Raw genomic sequence first — 22,955 nt, forward strand, 5'->3', positions numbered from 1 at the left:
GTCACGGGGCAGTTACAGGCGGAAGACCTTGACGGCCTGGCCGCGCTCCACTTCCCAGTGCTGCTGGCTGCGCAGGCGCTGGGCCTGCCCCTGGCTGCGCGCATTGTGCCGGGCCAGCTTGATGGCCAGCAGCTCGCGCGCCAGCTGCTTGTTGGCATGCTGGCTGCGTTCGCTCATGACCTTGACGGCCATCCCGCTGGGCACATGCAGGGCATGGACGGCCGAGTCCGTGGTGTTGACATGCTGGCCGCCCTTGCCTGAAGCCTTGCAGGACTGGAACTGGATCTCGCCGTCCATGGTCAGCTGGCGCGGCGGCTCGCAGCGCTGCACGGCGACGAACCAGTTCTTGCGCGGATGCCGGGGCCGGAAGGGGCTGGCGAAGATCCACTGGATGGTGCCCAGCCATTCGCGCAGTGCGGGCGTCTCGCGCTCGCAGCGCAGCAGCACCGACCTGTAGCCGGCCGGGGTGCGGAACTCCTCCAGCACCTCGACCGCGAGATCCTCGGCGGCGCAGGCCTGCAGCAGCTTGCGCAGGGTCAGCTGCAGTGCGTATTCGCACTCGGCGGGACCGTGGGCGGAGCTCAGTTGCATCAGCAGCATTGCAGGGCTCCCTTCTTGTAGGTCAGCAGGGGCTTGAGGCGCGCGACCAGCTCCACCAGGCCGGCTTGCTGCAGGCTGGCAACCACGGAGTCCACATCCTTGTAGGCCTGGGGGGCCTCCTCGTAGACCAGCTCGCGGTCGGCGCAGACCACGGCGCTGCCAAAGCGCGTGCGCAGCAGCTCGTCCAGCGTGAAGCGGGGCCGCAGCCGGCCCGCGCAGTCCGTGCGCGCCCATTTGCGGCCGGCGCCGTGGGCCAGCGAATCCAGCGCCTCGTGCCGGCCCGCAACGGGCCGCACCAGATAGCTGTAGTCGCCGCGCGAGCCCGGAATGACGACCAGACCCCGGTCTGCCGGCGTGGCGCCCTTGCGGTGCAGAAAGCCGTCCTGCCCCTGCCAGTGGTGGGGCAGCATATGGTTGTGCGTGATGTCGAGCAGGGCCTTGCCCTGGGTGCGGATCGCGCGCAGCAGGCGCTGGGCGATGCTGCTGCGGTTGAGCCGCGCATAGTCGATGGCTGCATCGTGCTGCAGCAGGTATTGCCTTGCGGCTTCGGTGCCGGCGGCCAGGCCGTCGTGGCTGAAGCGCTGCACATGCTCGCGCAGTATGGCGCCGCCAAGGCCGCGCGAGCCGCTGTGCACCATGAGGTGCACGCGCTTTTTGTCGAGCGCGCCTTCCTCGTAGAGGGTCTCGACCTGCTGCAGTTCGGCAAAGTGGTTGCCGCCGCCGATGGTGCCCAGGCTCTCCTGCAGATAGGTAAGAGCGGCGACACCGCTGGTCTGCGCAATCTGCTGCAGCTGCCCCATGTCCACGGTCTCCAGCAGCTCCTGAGGCAGAGGGCCGTCGATATTGCCCACGGCTTTTTCGAGCCTGGCGCCCGAGGTCTTGTGCACGGCCAGCTCGGTTGCGTACAGGGCCATGCCGCAGCCTATGTCGCCGCCGACCAGGGCCGGGTACAAGCGTCCTGTCGAGAAGAATGCCGCACCTACCGGATAGCCCCGGCCCGGATGCAGGTCGGGAAGACCCACGGCGGCGCGGATGCCGTCCAGATTGGCGGCGGTGGTGTGAAGTTGCTGGATGGCAGCGTCCTCGATCCAGACGCTGCGGTTGGCGAACACCTGGATATAGGTGTCCGAAAAAGAATTGCCCATGAATGGCCCTTGGTCGAATGCATGAAATCAGCGATAGGCAGTCGCGACATGCTCGGCCGAGAGGCATCCGGGAATTCACGCGCAGCGCAAGGCCTGACTCCATACCGTTGATGGGCCGGGCGAGGTCTGCAGCGTGGCGGGAAGCGCTAGAAGGCTTTAGGCGGGCACGACTGCAAAGGGATTTGTCGTCTGGGACATGGCTCTCTCCTTTGCGTGAGCGGGAAAGCGCGCAATACGTCGTGTATTGCGGCAAAGAAAGGCATGCTATGGACTGGCAGGCGGCGGCGCAAGCCGTGCAGCTCGGTGCGTTGTGGATTGACCACAGATAGAGAAAAGCCCCGTAGGCCATGCCTGCGGGGCTTGGGGGACAGCTGCGCGCAGTTCCGCGTCAGTCCTGGGGTCTGAAACCTATGACCAGATCCGACGGCACCTTGCCGTCGATATCGCGCGGCAGCTTGTCGGTCTTGTGCAGGGCGCGGACCACGGCTTCGTCCCAGGCCGCGTTGCCGCTGGACTTGGAGATCGTGGCGCTGGTGATGGTGCCGTCCGGTGCCGTGCGCACGCGAACCTCGGCACGCGGATTGCCGCTGACCGCATCGGGGTAGACGATGTTGGGCTTGACGCGCGCTGCCACCTTGGCCGCATAACCCGCCGAGGGGCCGCCGCTGGCACTGCTGCCCGCACCGCCCGTGCGGCTGCCGCCACTGCCGGCCTGATCGCTGCCGCCGGAGCCGCCAGCCAGCCCTTGCAGGCGTGCCAGCTCGGCCTTGCGACGGTCATCGGCTGCCTTGGCATCCTTGGCGTCCCTGGCCGCCTTCTCCTTGGCCTCCTTGGCTGCCTTTTCCTTCTCGGCCTTGTCCTTCTCGGCTTTTTCCCTGGCAGCCTTGTCCTTGGCGGCTTTGTCGGCCTTTTCCTTTTCGGCCTTTTCCGCTTTTTCCTTCTCGGCCTTGTCCTTGGCAGCCTTGTCGGCCTTTTCCTTTTTCTCGTGCTCGAGCTTTTCCTTGCGTTCCTTCTCCGCCTTTTCAGCCTTCTGCTTTTCCAGCTGAGCCTTTTCGGCCTTTTCCTTCTCGGCCTTGTCCTTCTCTGCTTTTTCCTTGCGCTCTTTTTCCCGCTGTTCACGGGCTTCCTGCTCCGCCTTTTCCTTCTTCAGCTGCTCCTGCTTTTTTTTCCTGGCCAGGGCGATCTCGGCCTCATGATCGTCGTCAGGGGCCTGGACCTTGGGGGCAGGAGCAGGAGGAGGCAGCGGTGCCACCACGGGCTCCGGTGGAGGTGGCGGCGGCTCGGGTGCCGGGGGCGGTTCCGGAGTGGGCTCCGGGGCAGGGGGCGGCGGTGTCACGGCGGCGGCAGAGGCTGGCGCGGAACTGCTCCAGACCTCGGCTTCGACCATGGCTTCGTCGGCTTCTTTGGGGGGGCGCACCGTCCACAGCAGGGCCGCGATCAGCAACCCGTGCGCGGCCAGGGCGAGCGACCATGAGCGCGCCCGGCCTTTGGGGCGGGGCGGGGCAAACTGATCGCGATCTTGCTGGTTAGGCATGGTGAATGGGTGGTCTGCGCGGGCTGCGGCTTCAAGGCATCAAAGTCGCGGCTGGCGGCAGAGCTTCCTGTAGGGGATCAATTGCTGGAAGAGGAAACGACGCCGAAGGCTATGCGCTTGACGCCGGCCTTGGACAGCGTGGTGTGCGCCTTCATGACGTCGTCAAAAGGCAGACCCTTGTCGGCGATGATCTGGATGGCGCTGTCCTCGCCCTGGCCTTGCTGCCAGGACTGGGCCAGACCCTTGAGGTCGCCTGGCTTGATGGTCTGGGTGTTGCTGCCGTTCTTGAACTGGATGCTGCCGTCCTTGTCGAGCAGCACATAGGCAATGTTCTTGGTCGGCGGGCGCGAGGACTTGCCCGCGCTGGGCACGTTGATGGAGCCCGGCGTGAGCATGGGCGCCGTCACCATGAAGATGATGAGCAGCACCAGCATCACGTCGATGAAGGGCACCATATTGATTTCGTTGACGGTGCGGCGATTGCGACCGCGTGAACTCATGGCTGGCATGGATCACACTCCTTACAAATAGACTGCTCAGCGCAGGCCGAAGACACCGGGCAGGGGCTGTCGCGCAGCAGGGGCTGCCCCAGCGAAGGTGTCGTCCCCCTGCCGAAGAGGGAGGGGGCAGGCGCGAAGCGACTCAGGGCCTGCTTCATCTCAATGGCCGGAGGCGGAGCCGCTGGCGGTGGCACCGACATTGCGCTGCAGGATATTGGAGAACTCCTCGATGAAGGTCTCTTCCTGGCTCGCGATACGGTCGATGTGGTGGGCGTAGCGGTTGTAGGCCGTCACGGCGGGGATGGCTGCAAACAGACCCATGGCGGTGGCGACCAGGGCTTCGGCAATGCCGGGGGCCACGGTGGCCAGCGTGATCTGCTCCATATTGGCAAAGCCGGTGAAGGCGTGCATCACGCCCCACACGGTACCGAACAGGCCGACATAGGGCGATACCGAGGCCACTGTGCCCAGGAAGGACAGGCCGGATTCGATTTCGTCGAGTTCGCGTTGGAAGCTCGCGCGCATGGCACGGCGCGTGCCGTCCAGCAGCGTGGCGACATCGCCGATACGGCGCTCGCGCAGCTTCTGGTATTCACGCATGCCGCTGGCAAAGATGCGCTCCATGGGGCCGCCGGTCTTGGCATTCTGCGCCGCAGAGGCGTAGAGGTCGTTGAGGCTGGTGCCCGACCAGAAGTCCTGCTCGAAGTTGTCGTTGAGCGTGCGCACGCGCTTCAAGGTCTGGGCCTTGCGGAAAATGGTGGCCCAGCTCGCTATGGATGCGATCACCAGGATCAGCATGACCAGTTGCACCACCCAGCTGGCCTGCATGATGAGGCTGAGGATGGACATGTCTTGGGAGTTCATGAAAGTTGCTCCAGGATATGGTTCGGAATTCTCGCGGGGCGCATGGTCGTGCCATCCACCCACCCAATTCGGATCGAGCCCGTGCACAGCGGCGTGGACTCTTGGGACTGACTGTCGGAATGCACCAGCCGCGCCTGCTGCTCGATTGTGAGCGAAGCACGGCCGGCACTTTTCAAGCTAGCGGTAACAAAGAGTTGGTCATCGAGTCGCGCCGGGTGCAGATATTCAAGCTGCGCAGACGTTACGACAAAGATGCCGCCGGTTTGTTCCCGCAGCTTTTGCTGGGCGATGCCCAGCGAGCGCAACCACTCGGTGCGGGCACGCTCGAAGAACTTGAGGTAGTTGGCATAGAACACGACGCCGCCGGCGTCGGTGTCTTCCCAGTAAACGCGCATTGGGAATGTGAACACCCCGGCTGCGGCGGCTTGCATGGCATCGGCACCGTCAGGCAAAGGCGCTGGTTGGCTCTGCATCATCACGGATTCAGCAGAAGAGCTTTTTCATGCGAGCAATGGCTTCCTGCAGCTGCTCCATGGAGTTGGCGGTGGAAAAGCGCACATAGTTTGCCGTCTCTGCCTGACCGAAGTCGCGGCCGGGGGTGATGGCCAGGTGAGCCTGGTTCATCAGCGCATAGGCAAAGTCCCAGCTGCCCCTGACGCCGAGCTTTTCGGCGGCAGCGCGGCAGTCGGCCCAGGCGTAGAAGGCGCCGTCGGGCTTGACGGGCACGGGCAGGCCAATCGATTCGAGAGCCGGGATGAAGTAGTCGCGGCGGGCCTTGAACTCGGCGCGGCGACGCTCGTATTCGGCGATGCTTTCAGGCTCGAAGCAGGCCAGGGCCGCATATTGCGACACGGTGCTGGCGCAGATGAACAGATGCTGGGCCAGCATCTCGATGGGCGCGACCAGGGACTCGGGCACCACCATCCAGCCCAGACGCCAGCCCGTCATATTGAAGTATTTGCTGAAGCTGTTGATGGAGATGATGTCATCGCCCAGCTTCAGGGCCGATTGGCCAAAGGCTTCGTCGTAGGACAGGCCCAGATAGATTTCGTCGACGATGGTCAACCCGCCTTTGGCGCGCACGACGTCGTGGATGCGGCGCAGCTCATCGGGAGCAATCGAGGTGCCCGTGGGGTTGGAAGGCGAGGCCAGCATCACGCCGCGTGTGCGCTCGCCCCAGGCCGCTTCGACCTTGGCGGCGCTGAGCTGGAAGCGCTCCGCTGCCGAAGAGGGGATCAGCACCGGCTTGCCTTCGGCCGCCGAGACAAAGTGGCGGTTGCAGGGGTAGCTGGGATCGGGCATCAGCACCTCGTCGCCCTCGTCGATCAGCGCCAGGCAGGCCAGCTGCAGCGCAGCCGAGGCACCGGCCGTGATGATGATGCGGCGCGCCGGCACGTCCACTCCGAAGCGGCTGGCGTACCAGGCGCTGATGCGCTCGCGCAGCTCGGGCAGGCCCGGAGCCTGGGTGTATTGCGTGCGGCCGCCGCGGATGGCGCGCTCAGCCGCGTCCTGCACCAGAGGCGGGGCGCTGAAGTCCGGCTCGCCGATGTTCAGGTAGATCATGGGCGTGCCGCTGGCGCTGGACTGGCGGGCCACTTCCTGCGCGTGCTTGGCCATTTCCATGACGTAGAAAGGCTCGATGCGTTGGGCGCGGCGGGAAAGCTCAATGACGGACATGGACGACGTTATTCTTTCAATCAATCAGCGTTCGGGAGCAATCGGGCAACTGCAGGGCGTGCGCTGCAGCAGCTTTGCGCCCATAAAAAAACTGCAACCAGCCAGCGGGTGCACGATAGCACCAGCGGCCCTGTTGCAGTGTTTGCTTTGACTATGCATGCAGCGGCAGCAGGGCCGTGCAGGCGCGGCCCTGCAGGTCAAGCGCTTCAGCTGGCAGACTTGTTGGCGCGGTCATGCGCCACTTCGGTGGCACGCAGGTCGGGAGCCAGCCCGTTGAGCACCGCGTTGACATACTTGTGACCGTCGGTGCCGCCAAATTCCTTGGCCAGCTCGATGCACTCGTTGAGCACCACGCGCCAGGGCACGTCAGGGCAGTTCTGGAACTCGTACACGCCAATCCACATGCAGGCATGTTCGATGGGCGAGATCTCGGTCAGACCGCGATCGAGCTTGGGCGTGATCAGCGCATCCAGGGAGACTTCGTTTTCCACGCAGCCGCGCAGCAGTGCGTCGTAGTGCACCACGTCGGCCTTGTGAAAGCCGGCCAGATCGCGCGTGAAGCGGTCGATGTCGAGCACCGCATTGCGGCCCACGATGTGCTGATACAGACCTTGCAGTGCGAATTCGCGTGCGCGGCTGCGGTTGGACTTGGAGCCCGCCTTGCGTGCGCCGGTGCTGGTCAGGCCGGTGCGCTTCTGGGGTGGGCGGCGCGAGCCGGACTCGCTGGATTGTTCTTCACTCATGATCGTCGTAGGAGTTGAGCAGATTGGCCATTTCCACGGCGACGCGGGCTGCGTCGCGGCCCTTCTCGACCTGGCGGGCGATGGCCTGCTCCATGTTTTCAGTGGTGATGATCGCATTGGCGATCGGCAGCCGGTAGTCCAGGCTCAGGCGTGTCACGCCTGCGCCCGATTCGTTGGCTACCAGCTCGAAGTGGTATGTCTCCCCACGGATGATGCAGCCCAGCGCCACCAGGGCGTCGTACTGATCGGTGTCGGCCAGTGTCTGAAGCGCCACGGGCACTTCGAGTGCGCCGGGGACGGTGACATGGTCGATGTTCTCGGTCTTCACACCCAGTGCCAGCAGCTCGTCGCGGCAGGAGGCAAACAGGGTGTTGGTAATGCTTTCGTTGAAGCGTGCCTGCACGATGCCGATCTTCAGTCCGGCGCCGTTCAGGTTCTGGCCTTGGCCTTTTTCTGCGTTTTGCATCTGGTGTTCCGTCTCTTATTCCTTGGGGATGTAACCCGTGATTTCCAGGCCGTAGCCCGCCATGCTGGGCATGCGGCGGGGCTGGCCCATGAGCTGCATCTTGCTCACGCCCAGTTCGCGCAGGATTTGCGCGCCCACGCCATAGGTGCGCAGGTCCATGCGGCCGCGCTCCGGCGCCTGGGCCGAACGGGCCTTGCCTTCGAACTGGGTCAGCAACTGCTCGCCGGATTCGCTGCAGTTGAGCAGCACGGCCACGCCCTGGCCATTGCCGTTGATGTACTTGAGGCTTTCGTCCAGGCACCAGGAATGCTGGTTGCGGCCGGTTTCGAGCGCATCGAGCACCGACAGCGGCTCGTGCACGCGCACGGGCACGGTGGTGTCGGGCTGCCATTCGCCCTTGACCAGTGCCAGGTGCACGGAGCCGCTGGGCACGTCGCGGAAGGCATGGGCGATGAATTCGCCATGGGCCGTCTGCATGGGGCGGCTGCCCACTTTCTGCAGCAGGGATTCGTTGCGGCTGCGGTATTCGATGAGGTCGGCAATCGTGCCGATCTTGATGCCATGCTCGGCACAGAACAGCTGCAGATCGGGCAGTCGGGCCATGGTGCCGTCGTCCTTCATGATCTCGCAGATCACGGCCGAGGGCGTGCAGCCTGCCAGCGCTGCCAGATCGCAACCGGCTTCGGTATGGCCGGCACGCATGAGCACGCCGCCGTCGACGGCCTGCAGCGGGAAGATATGGCCGGGCTGCACCAGATCGCTGGGCTGGCTGTTCTTGTTCACGGCCACCTGGATGGTGCGCGCGCGGTCGGCGGCCGAGATGCCGGTGGTCACGCCTTCGGCGGCTTCGATGGAGATGGTGAAGGCCGTGCTGTACACAGTGCCGTTGCGCGCGGCCATGGGCGGCAGCTTGAGGAATTCGCAGCGCTCGCGGGTCAGCGTCAGGCAGATCAGGCCACGGCCGAAGCGGGCCATGAAGTTGATGGCCTCCGCTGTGACATGGTCGGACGCCAGAACCAGATCGCCTTCGTTCTCACGGTCCTCTTCGTCAACGAGCACGACCATGCGGCCGGCACGCATTTCCGCCACGATTTCTTCGACGGGCGAGATGGGCACGGGTTGGAGGGAGCTGTTCATGGAATGCCTTCTTGGACGTGAACTGGATGCGATGCACTGCAGTCGGCGGCTGGCGCATGACACGCACCAGTGAGGCATTGCCGACGCCGCCACGGGCGCAGGCAGGACTTCCAAAGAACGTGTGAGGCGGGGGGCCGCCTGGGCGGAGCCGCTTTCTGCAGGGCAAGGCCTTGCGGAAAGCGCTCATTCTATTGCAGAGCGGGCTTTGAGCGCGCGAGCCGACCCTGAAACCATGATGCAGTGCAAGAACCGGACGAAGTTCCAATGCGTGGCGTCCAGCAAGAGCCGCCCCGGAGGATGGCCTGCCCCCAGCAACGATGCCGTCCCCTTTGTCGGGAGAAGCGGCAAGGCTGCTCAGGGGGGACTAATACTCATGATCCTTGAGCACCACATCGCTGTCGGGATAGGCGCAGCAGGGCAGCACATAGCCTTCGGCCTGTTCCTCTGTCGTCACGCCCGGCCACTCGATGTCGTAGTGCACGCTGCCCGATACCAGCTGTCCCATGCAGGTGCGGCAGGTGCCGTTGCGGCAGGAGCTGGGCCAGTTCACGCCGCCGCTCTCCAGCGAGTCCAGCAGGGACTGATCGGCCCAGGCGTCGACCTGCTGGCCGCTGGGCTCGCACTTGGCGATGAAGAAGGGAGGGGCAAAAGCAGAGGCGTTGGACATGAGGCGCTGTGGTGATTCTTTGCAAAACCCGTTGTTGTAGCGGGTTTGCCAAGGCCGTGGGCCCGGTGCGGATTGCCTGTTTTTTCAGCGCTGGATAATGTGCCGTTAGAAATCAACGACTTGCCTGACTTATTCATGGGGAAGGTGCAGTTGTTCACAAGGATGTCCAGCGTAGGACGGGATAAGTGGCCATCTGTCGGCGGTGGTCTGATCAAAAAACAGGCATTTTGTAAAAATCCTGAAAAATCAATCGTTTGAAACATTGCTGCAAAAGCTATCCAGGCTTGTCCACAGGCTTGTCGAGAGAAATTGGGGAAAATCCCGTCGCTTGTGGATGACCGATATTTGCTATTGAAAAAAGAGCTTTTAGCGCATGTAAATATTGAGATTTGAATAGTTTTAATATTGAAACCAAGTGATTGATTGCGGTAAAAGCTTCCAGATTGATAGCATTCTCCAGACTTACCCGCAGGCAGTCGCAAACGCTACGTTGCGCTGCAGCATGGGCGCTTAAAGTGATTGCATCAATGCACAAGCAAGGAGCTAGACATCATGGCAATGGATTTTCAAGGTCGTGTGGCCATCGTGACGGGAGCGGGCGGCGGTCTGGGGCGTCTGCACGCGCTGGCCCTGGCCAGGCGCGGCGCCAAGGTGGTGGTCAACGATCTGGGCGGCGCGGTGGACGGCTCGGGCGGCTCGGCTACGGCGGCGCAGCAGGTGGTGGATGAAATCCGTGCGGCTGGCGGCGAGGCGATTGCCAACGCGGCCTCAGTGACCGACTTCGAAGCCGTGCAGGCCATGGTCAAGCAGGCCATCACGGCCTGGGGGCGCGTGGACATTCTGGTCAACAACGCCGGCATTCTGCGTGACAAGAGCTTTGCCAAGATGGACATGGCGGACTTCCGCCTGGTGGTCGACGTGCACCTGATGGGCGCGGCCAACTGCTGCAAGGCCGTCTGGCCCTATATGCAGGAGCAGAGCTATGGCCGCATCGTGATGACGACCTCGTCGACGGGTCTCTATGGCAATTTCGGCCAGGCCAACTATGGCGCGGCCAAGCTGGCCCAGGTGGGGCTGATGCAGACGCTGGCCATCGAAGGCGCCAAGCACAATATCCGGGTCAACGCGCTGGCCCCCACGGCGGCCACACGCATGACGGCGGGCCTGCTGCCCGAGCCGGTGCTGGAAGCCTTGAAGCCGGAGGCCGTGGTGCCCGCCATGCTGGTGCTGGCGCACGAGAGCGCACCCACGCGCACCATTGTCTGCGCCGGTGCCGGCGGTTTCGAGGCCGCGCACATCACCATGACCGAGGGCATTTATCTGGGCATGGGCGAGACCGTTCCCGAGGAGCTGGCCGCGCGCCTGGCCGAAGTCACGGCCAGCGAGGGCCAGCAGGTGCCGGCCAGCGGTGCCGTCCAGGGGCAGGTGGAAGTGGGCAAGGCCATGAAAGCGCATGGACATTGATCAAAGCCAAGCTCGCGGCATTTTTTACCCCGTGCCGGTGGCGGCGACGGCTGCCAGCTGCGATTAGCACAGCTGAAAAAAGCCCTCCTGCGAGGGTTTTTTCCGTTTGGGAGTGAGCATGTGCTCATGCCAGGGCTTCGGTTAACCTGACAAATTTCTGGAGCAGCCACGGGCTTGTAGCAGCTCAACAGGCCGAAAAACGTGGTTAAGCGGCCAGCCGCCTTCGCGTTGCGCCTTGTTTCTCTATCATTCGCCGTCTGGGCGCGATTGGGCAGACGAGGTTTGTCGTCAGCGTCTTCACTAAGAAGGTAAAAACAATGAAGACATCGCAGGCCGCCGTGAATATGCCCACCGCCGATAGGCTGCTGGGCATTCGTCGCGGCATCGAGAAAGAGGGACTGCGGGCACTGGCCACGGGCTCGCTGGCCCTGACGCCGCACCCCGCGGAACTGGGCTCGGCTCTCACGCACCCGCATATCACCACCGATTACAGCGAGTCCCAGCTGGAACTCATCACCGGCGCGCGCCTGGGGGTCGAGGAATGCCTGGACGAGCTGACCGAAGTCCATCAGTTCGTGCTGCGCAACCTCAGCGAAAGCGGCGAGCTGATGTGGAACGCCAGCATGCCCTGCCGGCTGCCCACGGACGAGACGATTCCGCTGGGCCGCTATGGCGGCTCGCACTCGGGTCGTTCCAAGAGCGTCTACCGCATGGGGCTGGGGCACCGCTATGGCCGCCGCATGCAGACCATCTCGGGTATTCATTACAACTGGTCGCTGCCCGGCGTGAGCAGCGACCAGTACTTTGCGCTGATCCGCAACTTCCGCCGCAACGCCTTTGTGCTGCTGTACCTGTACGGGGCCTCTCCTGCGCTGTGTCCCTGCTTTGTGGAAGGGCGCGAGCATCGCCTGCAGCCGCTGGGCGACGGCAGGAACGCACTGTATCTGCCCTATGCCACATCGCTGCGCATGGGGCGACTGGGCTATCAGAGCGATGCGCAGTCCAGCATCAATGTCAGCTACAACGGACTCGAGGGCTATGCGGACTCGCTGCATGAGGCACTGACCCGTCCCTACCCGGCCTACGAGCAACTGGGCGTGAGAAACCCCGGGGGCGACTACAACCAGCTGGGTACGGGTCTGTTGCAGATCGAGAACGAGTTCTACGGCACCATCCGCCCCAAGCGCACCGTCAAGAGCGGCGAGCGCCCGCTGCATGCGCTGCGTGAGCGTGGTGTGGAATATGTGGAAGTGCGGCTCATGGACATCGATCCTTATGAGACCGTGGGCATCGCCCCGGCCACCATGCGCATGATCGACGTCTTCCTCCTGCACTGCCTGCACAGTGACAGCCCCGATGACACGCCCCAGGAAATAGCCGACCTCAAGCACAACCAGCATCTGGCTGCCGAGCAGGGCCGGGAGCCGGGCCTGACGCTGGTGCGCAACGGCCAGCAGGTGCTGCTGACCGAATGGGCGCAGGAAGTGCTGGAGCAATGCCGTCCCTATGCCCAGGCGCTGGATGCCGCGCATGGCACGGGCGACTACAGCGCCGCGCTGGAGCAGGCCCTGGCCCGCGTGCAGGACGCGCAGTCCACGCCCTCGGCCCATGTGCTGCAGGAGCTCACCGGTGCCTATGACAACCATTTCATCGACTTCATGACCACGCAGTCCGCCAAGGCGCGCGATGCCCTGCTGGCCATGCCCTGGACGGCCGAGCAGCAGGCGCGCTACGAGCAGATGAGCCAGGAGTCGGTGATTGCACAGCAGGCCATCGAGGCTGCCGACACCATGACGTTCGAAGAGTGGCGCCAGCGCTATATGGACCCGGCCAGCCTGCGCTGACTCTCTGAATTCGATAGCTGAAAGCGCTTGTGGCCTTTGGGCTGCAAGCGCTTTTCTTCTTGCTGCAGCGGCGATGTCACAGCCTTGTCATCTGTGTTTCATATCGTAACGATCGGCGGGGCGCTGCGCTCCGCGCTTGATCGGCGGTGTGCTCATGTTGTTGAAGAAATTCCAGAACCTTTCGGTGGCTCGCAAGATGTGGGCCTTGTTCCTGGGGCTGTTGCTGTGCAATGTGCTGGTGGCAGGCGGCCTGTTCGGCTATTTGCAGAATGTGGAGCAGCGGGTCAGCGCAGCCGTTCAGGCCACGGACAAGCGCATCAATCTAGCACTGCGCTGGCAGGCGCTGACACTGCAGAGTGTGGAGGCAGCGCTGGCCAGCGTGCTCTCGTCGGAAGAGCATCTGATCGCTCAGCTCTCGCAGAAAGCGCGCGGGTTGATGCAGCAGGCCGCAGGTCTGCAGCAGCAGGTGCGGGCCGATGCGCAGAACGAGGTGGATCGGGGCGGGCTGACCAAGGTGGAGCAGGAGCGCAAGGCCGTGCTCGATATCTATGAAGAGGCCTATCAGGCGCGCGACCTGGGCAAGGCCTGGGAGGCGCAGAAGCTGGTGGACGAGCAACTGATCCCGGCATCCAGGCGCTATGTCCAGGCCCAGGATGCCTTTGTCGAGGCCCAGCAGCAGCAGCGCCTGGATGCCGAGCAGCAGGGGCGCGAGCAAACCGCTGTCGCCAAGCGCATGGCCATGGGTGTGGGCCTGTTCATGGGGCTGGTGGGGGCGCTGCTGTCGCTGGCGACGATTCGCTCCATCACCACTCCCCTGAGCGAGGCCGTACAGCTGGCGCAGACCATTGCGGCAGGCGATCTGAGTTTTACGCCACCGTCAACGGGGCGCAGCGACGAGCTGGGTCGGCTCATGCAGTCGCTGGCGCTGATGACGCGTCAGCTGCGGGGTCTGGTGGGCGAGGTGCAGGGCGGCGTGGAAGCCGTGGCCGCTGCATCCAGCCAGATGGCGCAGGACAATAGCGACCTCTCCGATCGCACGGCCCATGCGGCAGAGCAGCTCAAGGCCACGGTCAGCAGCATAGAAAACATGGTCACCCTGGTCACCCATTCTGCCGACAGTGCGCGCCATGCCGACCAGAGTGCGCGCAGCGCTGCCGAGGCGGCGGCCAGCGGCGGCAGCGTGGTGCAGGAGGTGGTGCGCAACATGGAGCACATGGCTCAGAGCAGCCAGCAGGTGGCCGCCATTGTGGGAGTGATAGACGGAATTGCCTTCCAGACCAATATCCTGGCGCTGAACGCTGCAGTGGAGGCGGCGCGGGCCGGAACCCAGGGCCGCGGCTTTGCCGTGGTGGCAGCCGAGGTGCGCGAGCTGGCCCAGCGCAGTGCCGAAGCGGCCAAGCAGATCCGCCAGCTGATGGACCATTCCACCCGGCAGATGAAGTCGGGCCAGACACTGGCGCTGCAGGCCGGTCAGCGCATGGAGCATATCGTGCGCGATGTGCGCACGGTCAGCGGTCTGATCGCATCGATCACTGAGGCGGCCCAGGCGCAGAACCAGGGCATTGCCAGGATCAGCGAGGCGGTGCAGGCCCTGGACCATATGACCAGCCAGAACGCGGGTCTGGTGGCGGAGTCCAGTGCGGCGGCGCGCGAGCTATTCCATCAGGCGCAGCGACTGGAGGCCGGGGCAGGGCGTTTCCGGGTCAGCTACCAGTCGCTGGGCAACGAGATCGTCGATATCGATTTCGATGATGATGCTATGAAAGATGAGGCTCATCCGCGCACCCTGCCTGCGCTGGAAGCCGAAACGGCATAAGTTCCGGCAGCCTGGTTTCAGCCTGCGCTCAGGGCTTCGGACGCATCCTCCAGCCAGAAAGACAGCGCACCGTAATAGCCTTCCCAGACGCAGCCGTTGCAACCGCGCCCGCAGCAGCTCGTGGGCTCGGGTGGCGGCTGGCGCAGCGTCACCTCCGCTGCCGCGGCGCGCTGCTGCCAGAGCGCGATCTGGCTGCGAGCCTGGGTCAGCGGCTGCAGCAGGGCCGCATCGCTCATTTCCTGAAGCGAACCCAGAGAAACTGGGCTATGAATGCCAGACCCAGCACCAGGGCGAACCAGCCCACGATGTGGGACTGGGCAAACAGCTGGGCGATGCCGCTTTCGGGCTTGAACACCGGAGCCAGCAAGATGATGATGCCGATCAGCGCAATCGTCAGGCCTTTGATCAGGATTTCGTTGTGCGATTTGGGCTTTTGGGGGGCGGATGGCAGGGGCATAAGCGAGCGGACAGGTCAGAAAGGCAGAGGCAGATTATCCTTGCGCGCCTGAATTCACCGACATAAAAGGGTGTTTGTGCCGATTGCGTGCCCACACCCCGCACAACAAGAAAGATCTGCGCTATGGCCATCCAATGGTTTCCCGGTCACATGCATCTGACGCGTCAGGCCATCACGGAGCGCGTCAAGGAAATCGATGTGGTCATCGAGGTTCTGGATGCGCGCCTGCCTGGCTCCAGCGCCAATCCCCTGCTGCAGGAGATGACGGGCCACAAGCCGCGCCTGAAGATACTCAACAAGCAGGACATGGCCGATCCGGTACAGACCAAGGCCTGGATGGACTGGTACAACGCCCAGAGCGAGACCCGCGCCATTGGGCTGGACGCCTCGGAGCCGGCGCCCACCAAGCGACTGATCGAGCAGTGCAAGCTGCTGGCGCCCGCGCGCGGCGGTCTGGCCAAGCCCATGCGCGTGCTGATCTGCGGCGTGCCCAATGTGGGCAAGTCCACGCTGATCAACTCCATGAGCGGCAAGACCCAGGCCAAGACCGGCAACGAGGCCGGTGTGACCAAGCTGGAGCAGCGCATCGTGCTGGCCGACGATTTCTACCTCTGGGACACGCCGGGCATGCTGTGGCCGCGCATCATCGTGGAGAAAAGCGGCTACAACCTGGCTGCCAGCGGTGCCGTGGGGCGCAATGCCTATGACGAAGACCTGGTGGCGCTGGAGCTGCTGCTGTATCTGCAGAAGCACTATGCCCCCATGCTGGAGGCGCGCTACAAGCTGGGCATTTCGGCCCAGGAGATCGCTGCACTGCACGACGATGAGTTGCTGACGCTGATCGGCAAGAAGCGCGGTGCCGTGATGAGCGGCGGCCGCGTGAATCTGCAAAAGGCGGCCGAGCTGGTGCTGACGGACTTCCGCGATGTGAGCATTGGCCGCATCACGCTGGAGACACCAGCCGAATTTGAGGCCTGGCTTGCCGAGGGCCAGCAAAAGGATGCGGAGCGCCAGGCCAGAAAGGACGCCCAGACCAAGGCGCGCCGAAGCGCGCGCCGCCGGCAGCCCTGAGCTTGCGGCTAACGCCCGGCCCCCGGGCGGCGCAGGCAGATGGCATTGGGCCGGCTGGCCTAGCGTACAGATTTTCTGAATCAGACTTGCCAGGGCGATTGAACTAATTGGCAACTGCCCCTAGCATTCATCATCCAGTCTGAATGCTAAAGGGCTTGCATGCGGCGTCATTTTGTCGAGACCAGATACCGGTTGCCCATGCGTCGCATGGTGTGGCTGGGCTGTCTCTGGATGTGGGTCCTGGGCGCCATGATGAGTCTGGTCTGGTTGCTGGCACCCGCGGTGGATGACGTGGATCTGGCGCTGTCCGGCGGCGTCATGCTGCTGTCGCTGCTGTGCATGGGGCTGGCCAAGACCAGGAAATGGGCCTGGGCCGTGTCCTGTTTTGTCTGGGGAAACTGGCTGCTGAGCCTGCTCTGGGCCTGGCACACGGGAGGGCTTTACGGGCCCGCCGTGATGGCTTTCCCAGCCTGGCTGGTGGTCGCGGTCTGGGTGCAGGGCACGCGTGCCGCCTTGGCGATGCTGGGCCTGTCCACCTTGGTCGTCGCCGCCCTGTGGTGGCTGGCGCCCCAGATCGGCATGCCGGCTGCGGCGCTGTCGGCAACCGAGCACCTGCTGGCACTGATCCATGTGGTGGGCATGATGATGCTGGTGCTCATCATTTGCCTGCAGGCCAGGGCCAGCCTGGGACGACGCGTGCAGAAAAGCATGGAAACGCTGGCGGCACTGGAGGCCAGCCAGAACGAGCTGCGCAAGTTCTACCGGGCGGTCGAGCAGAACCCGGAGAGCATCGTCATCACCGATCCCCAGTTGAAGGTCGTGTATGTCAACGAGGCCTTCCTGAGCCGCTCGGGCTATGCGCGCGAACAGGTCCTCGGCCAGTCGACCGAGCTGGTCTCTACCATGGGCATGGACCGCAGTCATCGTCAGCGCGCGCTCAAGCAACTGGCCACGGGCACGCTGTGGCGCGGCGAGATGACCAATCGCACGAGCAAGGGCGAGGCCTTGCGCGAATCGGTGCTGGTGACACCGATTCGTACGCCGCAGGGCGAGGTCGTCAACTATGTGGAGCTCAAGCGCGATCTCTCCGAGCGCGTGCTGGCCGAGCGCCGCATCCATGACCTGGTCTATCTGGACCCGCTCACGGGCCTGCCCAACCGCCATTCGCTGACCTTGCATCTGCGCGAGCTGAACCTGGCCCGCCAGGATGCCTGCCATGGCCTGCTGCTTCTGGATGTGGATCGTTTTTCCGTTTTCAACGATGTGCATGGCATGCAGCACAGCGACGAGCTGGTGCAGGCCATGGGGGCCAGACTGGTCGAGGCGCTGCCTGACGATGCCTGGATTGCGCGTATCGCGGCTGCCGAATTCGCCATCGTTTTCGATAGCCTGCACAAGCATGCCCAGGGCGTGGAGGAGCAGCTGCAGCAGTACGCGCTGACCCTGAAGAAGGCCTTGCAGAAGCCGTTTTCCCTCAACAGCTGGATCGAGACCGAGTTTGTCAGCTGCTGCATAGGCGGCGCGGTGCTGGAGCCGGCCCTCAAGGGCGGCAACAGCCATGACGTGCTGCGCTTTGCCAGCGTGGCCCTGCATGAGGCCAAGCAGGGCGGGCCGGGCAGCGTGGTGCTGTTCGAGCCGCGCATGGCTCAGGATGTCTACCGGCGCGTGCGCATTGCCAAGGATCTGTACCACGGCATCTCCCAGGGCGAGCTGCGCCTTTATCTGCAGAGCCAGACCGATGCGCGCGGCCGCTGTGTGGGCGCCGAGGCGCTGGTGCGCTGGCAGCATCCGGAGTGGGGGCTGGTCAGTCCGGGAGAGTTCATTCCGGTGGCCGAGGAGTCCGAGCTCATCGTGCGTCTGGGTGACTGGGTGCTGCGTCAGGCCTGTACGCTGCTGGCGAGACCGGCAATGGCAGAGCGCGGTCTGCGTCTGTCGGTCAACGTCAGCGCCCAGCAGTTCGGGCATGAGGACTTCATGGCCACGCTGGACAAGATACTGAGGGAGACCGGTGCCAATGCGCGCCAGCTGACGCTGGAGATCACCGAAGGCACCTTGCTGCGGGATCTGGACCAGGCGCGCCGGCGCATGCTGGCCTTGCGTGGCCTGGGCATAGAGATCTCTCTCGATGACTTCGGCACCGGCTATTCCAGCATGTACAGCCTGCAGCATCTGCCGATCCAGGAGCTCAAGATCGACAGGAGCTTCGTCAGCGGCAGCCATCGCTCCGAAAAGGACGCGGCTCTGGTGGAGGCCATGCTGCTGGTGGCGCACCGCTTGCAGCTGCGCGTGGTGGCCGAAGGCGTGGAGCTGTCCGAGCAGGCGCTGCAGCTGACGCGATGGAACCCGGACATCGTGCTGCAGGGCATGCTGCTCGGGATGCCCATGCCTCAGCAGCGCTGGCAGGTCGAGGTACTGGGTGAGCCCGATACGGATGTCAAGACGTGAAAAAGCCCGCAACCATTGCTGGTTGAGGGCTTTCAGCGATGAATGGCGTGGCTGGCCGTGATCAGGCTGCCGGCTGCTCGAAGTAGCGACGCGCCAGCAGATCCCAGAACCGGGAGCCGCGGCCGATGTTGTCATCGTTGAAGTCGTAGGCCGGATTGTGCAGGCTCACGCCGGGTTGGCCGTTGGCAGGACCGTTGCCGATCCAGCCATAGGCACCGGGCACGGCCTCGAGCATGAAGCCGAAGTCCTCCGAGGTCATGGCGGGCAAGACGTCGTCAAAGGCCTTGTCCTCACCCACTGCCTCGCGCATCACGGTGGCCATGAACTTGGCTTCGCGGGCATGGTTGGTGGTGTTGGGATAGGAGCCGGGGCGCAGCGTGAACTCGGCGCTGCACTGGTGGGCAGCGGCCACATGCTCGCTGATGCGCTTGATGCCTTCAATGAACATCTCGCGCGTTTCCTTCTTCAGGGTGCGCACGGTGCCGGCGATGATGGCGTCATCGGGAATGATGTTTTCCACGGTGCCGCTGGTGATCTTGCCTACGGTGAGCACGGCCGAATCCAGGGGGTCGGTGCTGCGTGAGACCAGGGTCTGCAGCTGGCTGACGATGGCGCAGGCCACGGGAATCGGGTCCAGCGTGGTGTGGGGCATGGCGGCGTGGCCGCCCTTGCCGTGCACCTTGATCTGGAAGCGCAGGGTGGAGGCCATGATGGGGCCGACACGCACGGCCATCTGGCCGGCCGGCAGCGAGGGCCAGTTGTGCAGCGCAAACACGGCCTCGCAGGGGAATTTTTCGAACAGGCCGTCATCCATCATGGCCTTGGCGCCGGCACCGCCTTCTTCGCCGGGCTGGAAGATCAGGTGCACCGTGCCGTCAAAGTCGGGCTGCTGCGACAGCGTGGTGGCGGCTCCCAGCAGCATGGTGGTGTGACCGTCGTGGCCGCAGGCATGCATGCGGCCCTTGTTCTGGCTGATGTGCTCGAAGGAGTTGATTTCCGTGACGGGCAGGGCATCCATGTCGGCGCGGATGCCGATGCTGCGACCGGGGTTGTCCTTGCTGCGGCCCTTGCCGTAGATGCTGGCGACGACGCCAGTCTGGCCCAGGCCACGATGCACGGTCAGGCCCAGGGCCGTGAGGTATGCCGCGACCTTGTCGCCGGTGCGGTGCTCTTCGTACTTGAGCTCAGGATTGGCATGCAGGTCGCGGCGAAAACTGAGCAGCGTACCGAGGTGAGGAGTGATATCGGGTGTAGATCGCATACAGGGGCCGCGGAGCACCCAGCGCTGTAACTGTCGTGGCAGGCAAGCGTCGCGGGCCTGCCGGTGACCGCAGCATTTCAATAGCAAGACCCCCATCATAGGCGTACGCGAGGAGTGGGGGCTTAGGTAGATACCGAAATCAGGGATTTCAGCGTTTGTGCTAACTGAGAAAAAAGCAAGCGGTGACTCACCAGGCCCGATCTCTGTGGCGCTCGGGGGCGAATGTCCCGTCAGACCTGTTTTGGCGGGCCCGGGCAGCGGCTCTAGCAGCGGTCTGATGCAGCGGCAATGTCCTGCGCAGCAGCCTGCCCGGGCGCAAACGGCGAAAATAAGGGCTTATGACCGCACAGAACGCCAAAACCTCCCTGTTCCAGCAGCTGCTGGTGCGTCCCGATCGCAACGATCCCAATCCCCTCATCCTCTACCATGGCCGTCGCTGCCCCGACGGTTTTGGCGCGGCGCTGGCGGCCTGGCTGTTCTATGAAGGTCAGGCCGAGTTTCGCGGCCTGGACCACGGCGAGATTCAGACGGCCGACGACCTGGGCGAGCTGGCCGGCCGCGCCGTCTATGTGCTGGACTTCGCCTTCGAGCCCGCACTGATGGCCGAGATCGAGTCGCGCGTGGCCAAGCTCGTGGTGCTGGACCACCACAAGAGCGCGGCCGAGAAGCTCAGCGGCTACCAGTGCCAGTGCGGCGTGATCCATTTCGATATGAACAAGTCCGGCGCACGCCTGGCCTGGGAGTTTTTCCAGGCCGACAAGCCCGTGCCCGGCCTGATCCGCTACATCGAGGACCGCGACATCTGGAAATGGGAGTTCCCCGAAAGTGCGGCCTTTCTGGCCGCCCTGGACATGGAGCCCGTGCGCAGCTTCGAGCGCTGGGCCGAGATCGCGGCCTTCACGCCCGAGCAGGAAGCCGTCTACATGGCCCGCGGCGGTGCCATGGACGAGAAATTCCAGAAGCTCTGCGCCGATATCGCCGACGGCGCCCAGGTACTGGTGTTCAACGGCAGGCAGGGCCTGATGGTCAACTGCCCCGGCATGTTCCACAGCCAGGTGGGCGACCTGCTGGCGCGCCAGAGCGGCAGCTTTGCGCTGATGTGGCATGCCAATCACAAGGGCACCAAGGTGGGCCTGCGCTCGCGCTCGGAGTTCAACTGCATTCCTCTGGCCGAGAGCTTTGGCGGTGGTGGTCACGCCCAGGCCTGTGGCTTCAAGATGGGCAACGAGCGTCTGGTGGAGTTGCTGCAGGGCGAGCTCAAGGCCGATCCCGAGGCGCAATACGAGTTTGTGGCCGCACCCAGCCTGCAGTTCGACGAGGAAGGCAGGTGGGTTCGTGCCACGCCCAAGTCTGAGTGATTGCAAAAATAATAGCTGTCAGTGATTGATATATAAGGGCTGAAAGCTATTTTTATGGCCTTGGCTGCCAGCCCGGCAGGGCCAGCAGCTTTTGCCAGTCCTGCGCTTCCTGTACCTGGGGCAGGGCGGACCAGTCGGCCTCGAAGCGCAGGAGCTGGCCGCTCACAGGGTGGGCGATCTCCAGTGCCCTGGCATGCAGCCACAGCCGCTGCTGACCCAGGCGTTCGGCCCACCAGCGGTTCAGCGGACCCTTGCCGTGGGTGGCGTCGCCGATGATGGGGTGGGCCACATGCTTGAGGTGGCGGCGGATCTGGTGTCGGCGGCCCGTGGTGGGCAGGGCCTCGACCAGACTGATGCGGGTCTCGGGGTGCCGGCCGTCCCAGCTTTCGGGCCAGGACAGGCGTGCCAGACAGCGCAGGCGCGTGTGCGCCTCCTGCACAGGAGCATCCTCGGGCGCATCGTCGGGCTTGAGGGGATGATCGACTTCCACCACTTCGGGCAGCCAGCCGCGCACCAGGGCCCGATATTCCTTGCGGGTTTCATGGGCTGCAAAGCGGGCCGCCAGGGCCTGGGCCGCTTCCTTGTTCAGCGCCATGAGCAGCACGCCGCAAGTGCCCTTGTCCAGCCGGTGCACGGGCCAGACATGGCGGCCCAGCTGGTCACGCAGCGTCTGCATGACAAAGCGGGTCTCGTGCGCATCCAGCCCTGTGCGGTGCACCAGCCAGCCGGCGGGTTTGTAGACCGCGACCAGATGCTCGTCCTGCCAGAGGATATGCAAAAAGGGATTGTGGGCGGCGTCGGGCATGAAGAGGGCAGCAGTACAGGGCGAGCCGCACTCTAGCGCACAGCGCAAAGCTTTGCTGACGAGGGTCTGCCTGAAGGCAGGCCGCGCCTTGGCCGAGAATCGGTGCGGGCCGCTCGACGCCGGCCCATTTTTGGGGACTGCTGCCAGCGCATGACGGATCAGGGCTGGCAGCCAATTGGAGGCTTGATCTTGTGTCTGTGATGTTCAAGGGCGTGGTGGTTTCGGTACTCGCGTCCGTGCTGTTCGCTTCGCTGTATTACCTCTCGCCTTTTCTCGCCCCGCTCGATGGCGAGCAGATCTTTGGCTGGCGCGTGCTGGTGACGCTGCCCTTCACCACGGCCCTGCTGTTCGCTCTCAAGGAGGTGGCGGCGGTACGCGCCTTGCTGGCGCGAGCCCTGGCCCAGCCCCGCTTTGGACTGCTGCTGGTGCTGAGCTCGGTGCTGCTGGGCGTGCAGCTCTGGATTTTCATGTGGGCACCCATGAACGGGCGTGCGCTGCCGGTGTCGCTGGGCTATTTCCTGCTGCCGCTGGTGATGGTCGTGGCCGGGCGCTTGCTGTTTGCCGAGCGCCTGACGCCCGGCCAGGGCCTGGCCACGCTGGTGGCGGCTGCGGGCGTGGCACACGAGTTCTGGCAGGCGGGCGGCATGTCCTGGGAGACCTGGGTGGTGGCGCTGGGTTACACGGTGTATTTCTCGCTGCGTCGCTGGCTGCAGACCGATACCTTGGCCGGTCATTGGATCGACATGGCCCTGCTGGTGCCGGTGGCCGTCGGCTTCACGTTGCGTGCGCCCGGCAGCTGGCCGCTGGTGGCGGGCCATCCGATGCTATGGGCCCTGCTGCCCTTGCTGGGCATGGTCAGCGCCGTGGCGCTGGCGCTGTACATGATTGCCAGTCGCTGGCTGCCGCTGGGTCTGTTCGGACTGCTGTCCTATGTGGAACCCGTCCTGCTGGTCGTGGTGGCCTGGCTGCTGGGCGAGAGCATGGAGCCGCAGCAGCAGACCAGCTACGCGCTGATCTTTGCCGCCGTGGGCCTGCTGATCCTCGACGGCCTGCTGCATTCATGGCGTGGGCGTTCACACACATCGGACTGAGAGTGCCGGA

22 protein-coding genes are annotated in these 22,955 nt (G+C 64.3%); 7 read left to right on the forward strand and 15 right to left on the reverse strand.

What is annotated here, in order from left to right:
• Positions 1-12 precede the first annotated feature (12 nt).
• The 11 genes from prfH to FSY59_RS22360 form a co-directional block, all read right to left on the reverse strand.
• Positions 13-591, reverse strand: a complete 579-nt coding sequence (gene prfH / locus FSY59_RS22310) for a peptide chain release factor H (RefSeq protein WP_235214181.1) — start codon at positions 589-591, stop codon at positions 13-15.
• Positions 591-1,745 carry an RNA ligase RtcB family protein gene (locus FSY59_RS22315; protein WP_148729714.1) on the reverse strand — a complete coding sequence of 385 codons (1,155 nt, stop codon included), beginning with the start codon at positions 1,743-1,745 and terminating at the stop codon, positions 591-593. The genes prfH and FSY59_RS22315 overlap by 1 nt, the downstream gene beginning before the upstream one ends.
• A gap of 388 nt (positions 1,746-2,133) precedes the next feature.
• Positions 2,134-3,279: a cell envelope integrity protein TolA gene (gene tolA / locus FSY59_RS22320; protein ID WP_003053256.1), complete on the reverse strand. Its 1,146-nt coding sequence runs from the start codon at positions 3,277-3,279 to the stop codon at positions 2,134-2,136.
• Positions 3,280-3,356: 77 nt separating this feature from the next.
• Positions 3,357-3,788, reverse strand: a complete 432-nt coding sequence (locus FSY59_RS22325; protein WP_003053257.1) for a biopolymer transporter ExbD — start codon at positions 3,786-3,788, stop codon at positions 3,357-3,359.
• 150 nt (positions 3,789-3,938) lie between these two features.
• Positions 3,939-4,643, reverse strand: a complete 705-nt coding sequence (gene tolQ / locus FSY59_RS22330) for a protein TolQ (RefSeq protein ID WP_003053258.1) — start codon at positions 4,641-4,643, stop codon at positions 3,939-3,941.
• Positions 4,640-5,119, reverse strand: coding sequence for a tol-pal system-associated acyl-CoA thioesterase (gene ybgC, locus FSY59_RS22335; protein ID WP_003053259.1), 480 nt, complete (start codon positions 5,117-5,119; stop codon positions 4,640-4,642). The genes tolQ and ybgC overlap by 4 nt, the downstream gene beginning before the upstream one ends.
• 7 nt (positions 5,120-5,126) lie before the next feature.
• On the reverse strand, positions 5,127-6,320 hold the full coding sequence (locus tag FSY59_RS22340; protein ID WP_172671692.1) for a pyridoxal phosphate-dependent aminotransferase: 1,194 nt from the start codon (positions 6,318-6,320) through the stop codon (positions 5,127-5,129).
• A gap of 206 nt (positions 6,321-6,526) precedes the next feature.
• Complete coding sequence (gene nusB / locus FSY59_RS22345; RefSeq protein WP_003053261.1) at positions 6,527-7,063, reverse strand: transcription antitermination factor NusB; 537 nt, start codon at positions 7,061-7,063, stop codon at positions 6,527-6,529.
• Positions 7,056-7,529, reverse strand: coding sequence for a 6,7-dimethyl-8-ribityllumazine synthase (ribH, locus tag FSY59_RS22350; RefSeq protein ID WP_003053262.1), 474 nt, complete (start codon positions 7,527-7,529; stop codon positions 7,056-7,058). The genes nusB and ribH overlap by 8 nt, the downstream gene beginning before the upstream one ends.
• Positions 7,530-7,544: 15 nt before the next feature.
• Positions 7,545-8,666: a bifunctional 3,4-dihydroxy-2-butanone-4-phosphate synthase/GTP cyclohydrolase II gene (ribBA, locus tag FSY59_RS22355; protein ID WP_003053263.1), complete on the reverse strand. Its 1,122-nt coding sequence runs from the start codon at positions 8,664-8,666 to the stop codon at positions 7,545-7,547.
• Between the two features lie 364 nt (positions 8,667-9,030).
• A complete protein-coding gene (locus FSY59_RS22360) occupies positions 9,031-9,333 on the reverse strand; it encodes a 2Fe-2S iron-sulfur cluster-binding protein (RefSeq protein WP_003053264.1) in 303 nt (100 codons plus the stop codon).
• A 552-nt stretch (positions 9,334-9,885) separates the two neighbouring features.
• On the opposite strand from FSY59_RS22360, the gene FSY59_RS22365 reads away from it, so the two are divergent.
• The 3 genes from FSY59_RS22365 (at position 9,886) to FSY59_RS22375 (ending at position 14,457) form a co-directional block, all read left to right on the forward strand.
• Positions 9,886-10,797 (forward strand): SDR family NAD(P)-dependent oxidoreductase, encoded by a 912-nt coding sequence (locus FSY59_RS22365; RefSeq protein WP_003053265.1) that lies wholly within the window; start codon positions 9,886-9,888, stop codon positions 10,795-10,797.
• Positions 10,798-11,114: 317 nt separating this feature from the next.
• Positions 11,115-12,641 carry a glutamate--cysteine ligase gene (gene gshA, locus FSY59_RS22370; RefSeq protein ID WP_003053266.1) on the forward strand — a complete coding sequence of 509 codons (1,527 nt, stop codon included), beginning with the start codon at positions 11,115-11,117 and terminating at the stop codon, positions 12,639-12,641.
• 154 nt (positions 12,642-12,795) lie between these two features.
• Complete coding sequence (locus tag FSY59_RS22375) at positions 12,796-14,457, forward strand: methyl-accepting chemotaxis protein (protein WP_255439677.1); 1,662 nt, start codon at positions 12,796-12,798, stop codon at positions 14,455-14,457.
• A 17-nt stretch (positions 14,458-14,474) separates the two neighbouring features.
• Here the strand turns inward: FSY59_RS22375 and FSY59_RS22380 are convergent, their stop codons facing one another.
• Together FSY59_RS22380 and FSY59_RS22385 are read right to left on the reverse strand one after the other, a co-directional pair.
• On the reverse strand, positions 14,475-14,693 hold the full coding sequence (locus tag FSY59_RS22380) for an oxidoreductase-like domain-containing protein (RefSeq protein WP_003053268.1): 219 nt from the start codon (positions 14,691-14,693) through the stop codon (positions 14,475-14,477).
• Complete coding sequence (locus tag FSY59_RS22385) at positions 14,690-14,914, reverse strand: hypothetical protein (RefSeq protein ID WP_148729716.1); 225 nt, start codon at positions 14,912-14,914, stop codon at positions 14,690-14,692. The genes FSY59_RS22380 and FSY59_RS22385 overlap by 4 nt, the downstream gene beginning before the upstream one ends.
• Positions 14,915-15,037: 123 nt before the next feature.
• Between FSY59_RS22385 and ylqF the strand changes: the two genes are divergently transcribed.
• Together ylqF and FSY59_RS22395 are read left to right on the forward strand one after the other, a co-directional pair.
• Positions 15,038-15,985 carry a ribosome biogenesis GTPase YlqF gene (ylqF, locus tag FSY59_RS22390; RefSeq protein ID WP_043374048.1) on the forward strand — a complete coding sequence of 316 codons (948 nt, stop codon included), beginning with the start codon at positions 15,038-15,040 and terminating at the stop codon, positions 15,983-15,985.
• Between the two features lie 159 nt (positions 15,986-16,144).
• Positions 16,145-18,430 carry a bifunctional diguanylate cyclase/phosphodiesterase gene (locus FSY59_RS22395; RefSeq protein WP_148729717.1) on the forward strand — a complete coding sequence of 762 codons (2,286 nt, stop codon included), beginning with the start codon at positions 16,145-16,147 and terminating at the stop codon, positions 18,428-18,430.
• A 61-nt stretch (positions 18,431-18,491) separates the two neighbouring features.
• Here FSY59_RS22395 and FSY59_RS22400 read toward each other — a convergent pair whose 3' ends face one another.
• Positions 18,492-19,691: a M20 aminoacylase family protein gene (locus FSY59_RS22400; RefSeq protein WP_043374045.1), complete on the reverse strand. Its 1,200-nt coding sequence runs from the start codon at positions 19,689-19,691 to the stop codon at positions 18,492-18,494.
• A 338-nt stretch (positions 19,692-20,029) separates the two neighbouring features.
• Here FSY59_RS22400 and FSY59_RS22405 point away from each other — a divergent pair, with 338 nt between their 5' ends.
• Positions 20,030-21,049, forward strand: coding sequence for a DHH family phosphoesterase (locus tag FSY59_RS22405; protein WP_148729718.1), 1,020 nt, complete (start codon positions 20,030-20,032; stop codon positions 21,047-21,049).
• Between the two features lie 52 nt (positions 21,050-21,101).
• On the opposite strand, the gene FSY59_RS22410 is transcribed toward FSY59_RS22405, so the two are convergent.
• Positions 21,102-21,854: a pseudouridine synthase gene (locus FSY59_RS22410; protein WP_003053274.1), complete on the reverse strand. Its 753-nt coding sequence runs from the start codon at positions 21,852-21,854 to the stop codon at positions 21,102-21,104.
• Between the two features lie 200 nt (positions 21,855-22,054).
• Here FSY59_RS22410 and rarD point away from each other — a divergent pair, with 200 nt between their 5' ends.
• Positions 22,055-22,945 (forward strand): EamA family transporter RarD, encoded by an 891-nt coding sequence (gene rarD / locus FSY59_RS22415; protein ID WP_148729783.1) that lies wholly within the window; start codon positions 22,055-22,057, stop codon positions 22,943-22,945.
• Positions 22,946-22,955: the final 10 nt, after the last annotated feature.

Source organism: Comamonas sp. Z3 (genome assembly GCF_008121565.1).
In the GTDB taxonomy this organism is placed as follows: Bacteria; Pseudomonadota; Gammaproteobacteria; order Burkholderiales; family Burkholderiaceae_C; genus Comamonas; species Comamonas brasiliensis.

Bases quoted from the DNA above. Each gene is read 5' to 3' on its own strand.
- FSY59_RS22385 (WP_148729716.1), bottom strand. From the start codon at position 14,914: ATGCCCCTGCCATCCGCCCCCCAAAAGCCCAAATCGCACAACGAAATC.
- FSY59_RS22360 (WP_003053264.1), bottom strand. From the start codon at position 9,333: ATGTCCAACGCCTCTGCTTTTGCCCCTCCCTTCTTCATCGCCAAGTGC.
- FSY59_RS22405 (WP_148729718.1), top strand. From the start codon at position 20,030: ATGACCGCACAGAACGCCAAAACCTCCCTGTTCCAGCAGCTGCTGGTG.
- nusB (WP_003053261.1), bottom strand. From the start codon at position 7,063: ATGAGTGAAGAACAATCCAGCGAGTCCGGCTCGCGCCGCCCACCCCAG.
- ribH (WP_003053262.1), bottom strand. From the start codon at position 7,529: ATGCAAAACGCAGAAAAAGGCCAAGGCCAGAACCTGAACGGCGCCGGA.
- FSY59_RS22340 (WP_172671692.1), bottom strand. From the start codon at position 6,320: ATGTCCGTCATTGAGCTTTCCCGCCGCGCCCAACGCATCGAGCCTTTC.
- ribBA (WP_003053263.1), bottom strand. From the start codon at position 8,666: ATGAACAGCTCCCTCCAACCCGTGCCCATCTCGCCCGTCGAAGAAATC.
- FSY59_RS22395 (WP_148729717.1), top strand. From the start codon at position 16,145: ATGCGGCGTCATTTTGTCGAGACCAGATACCGGTTGCCCATGCGTCGC.
- FSY59_RS22410 (WP_003053274.1), bottom strand. From the start codon at position 21,854: ATGCCCGACGCCGCCCACAATCCCTTTTTGCATATCCTCTGGCAGGAC.
- ylqF (WP_043374048.1), top strand. From the start codon at position 15,038: ATGGCCATCCAATGGTTTCCCGGTCACATGCATCTGACGCGTCAGGCC.
- prfH (WP_235214181.1), bottom strand. From the start codon at position 591: ATGCAACTGAGCTCCGCCCACGGTCCCGCCGAGTGCGAATACGCACTG.
- rarD (WP_148729783.1), top strand. From the start codon at position 22,055: ATGTTCAAGGGCGTGGTGGTTTCGGTACTCGCGTCCGTGCTGTTCGCT.
- FSY59_RS22325 (WP_003053257.1), bottom strand. From the start codon at position 3,788: ATGCCAGCCATGAGTTCACGCGGTCGCAATCGCCGCACCGTCAACGAA.
- tolA (WP_003053256.1), bottom strand. From the start codon at position 3,279: ATGCCTAACCAGCAAGATCGCGATCAGTTTGCCCCGCCCCGCCCCAAA.
- FSY59_RS22315 (WP_148729714.1), bottom strand. From the start codon at position 1,745: ATGGGCAATTCTTTTTCGGACACCTATATCCAGGTGTTCGCCAACCGC.
- FSY59_RS22400 (WP_043374045.1), bottom strand. From the start codon at position 19,691: ATGCGATCTACACCCGATATCACTCCTCACCTCGGTACGCTGCTCAGT.
- FSY59_RS22365 (WP_003053265.1), top strand. From the start codon at position 9,886: ATGGCAATGGATTTTCAAGGTCGTGTGGCCATCGTGACGGGAGCGGGC.
- ybgC (WP_003053259.1), bottom strand. From the start codon at position 5,119: ATGATGCAGAGCCAACCAGCGCCTTTGCCTGACGGTGCCGATGCCATG.
- gshA (WP_003053266.1), top strand. From the start codon at position 11,115: ATGAAGACATCGCAGGCCGCCGTGAATATGCCCACCGCCGATAGGCTG.
- FSY59_RS22380 (WP_003053268.1), bottom strand. From the start codon at position 14,693: ATGAGCGATGCGGCCCTGCTGCAGCCGCTGACCCAGGCTCGCAGCCAG.
- tolQ (WP_003053258.1), bottom strand. From the start codon at position 4,643: ATGAACTCCCAAGACATGTCCATCCTCAGCCTCATCATGCAGGCCAGC.
- FSY59_RS22375 (WP_255439677.1), top strand. From the start codon at position 12,796: ATGTTGTTGAAGAAATTCCAGAACCTTTCGGTGGCTCGCAAGATGTGG.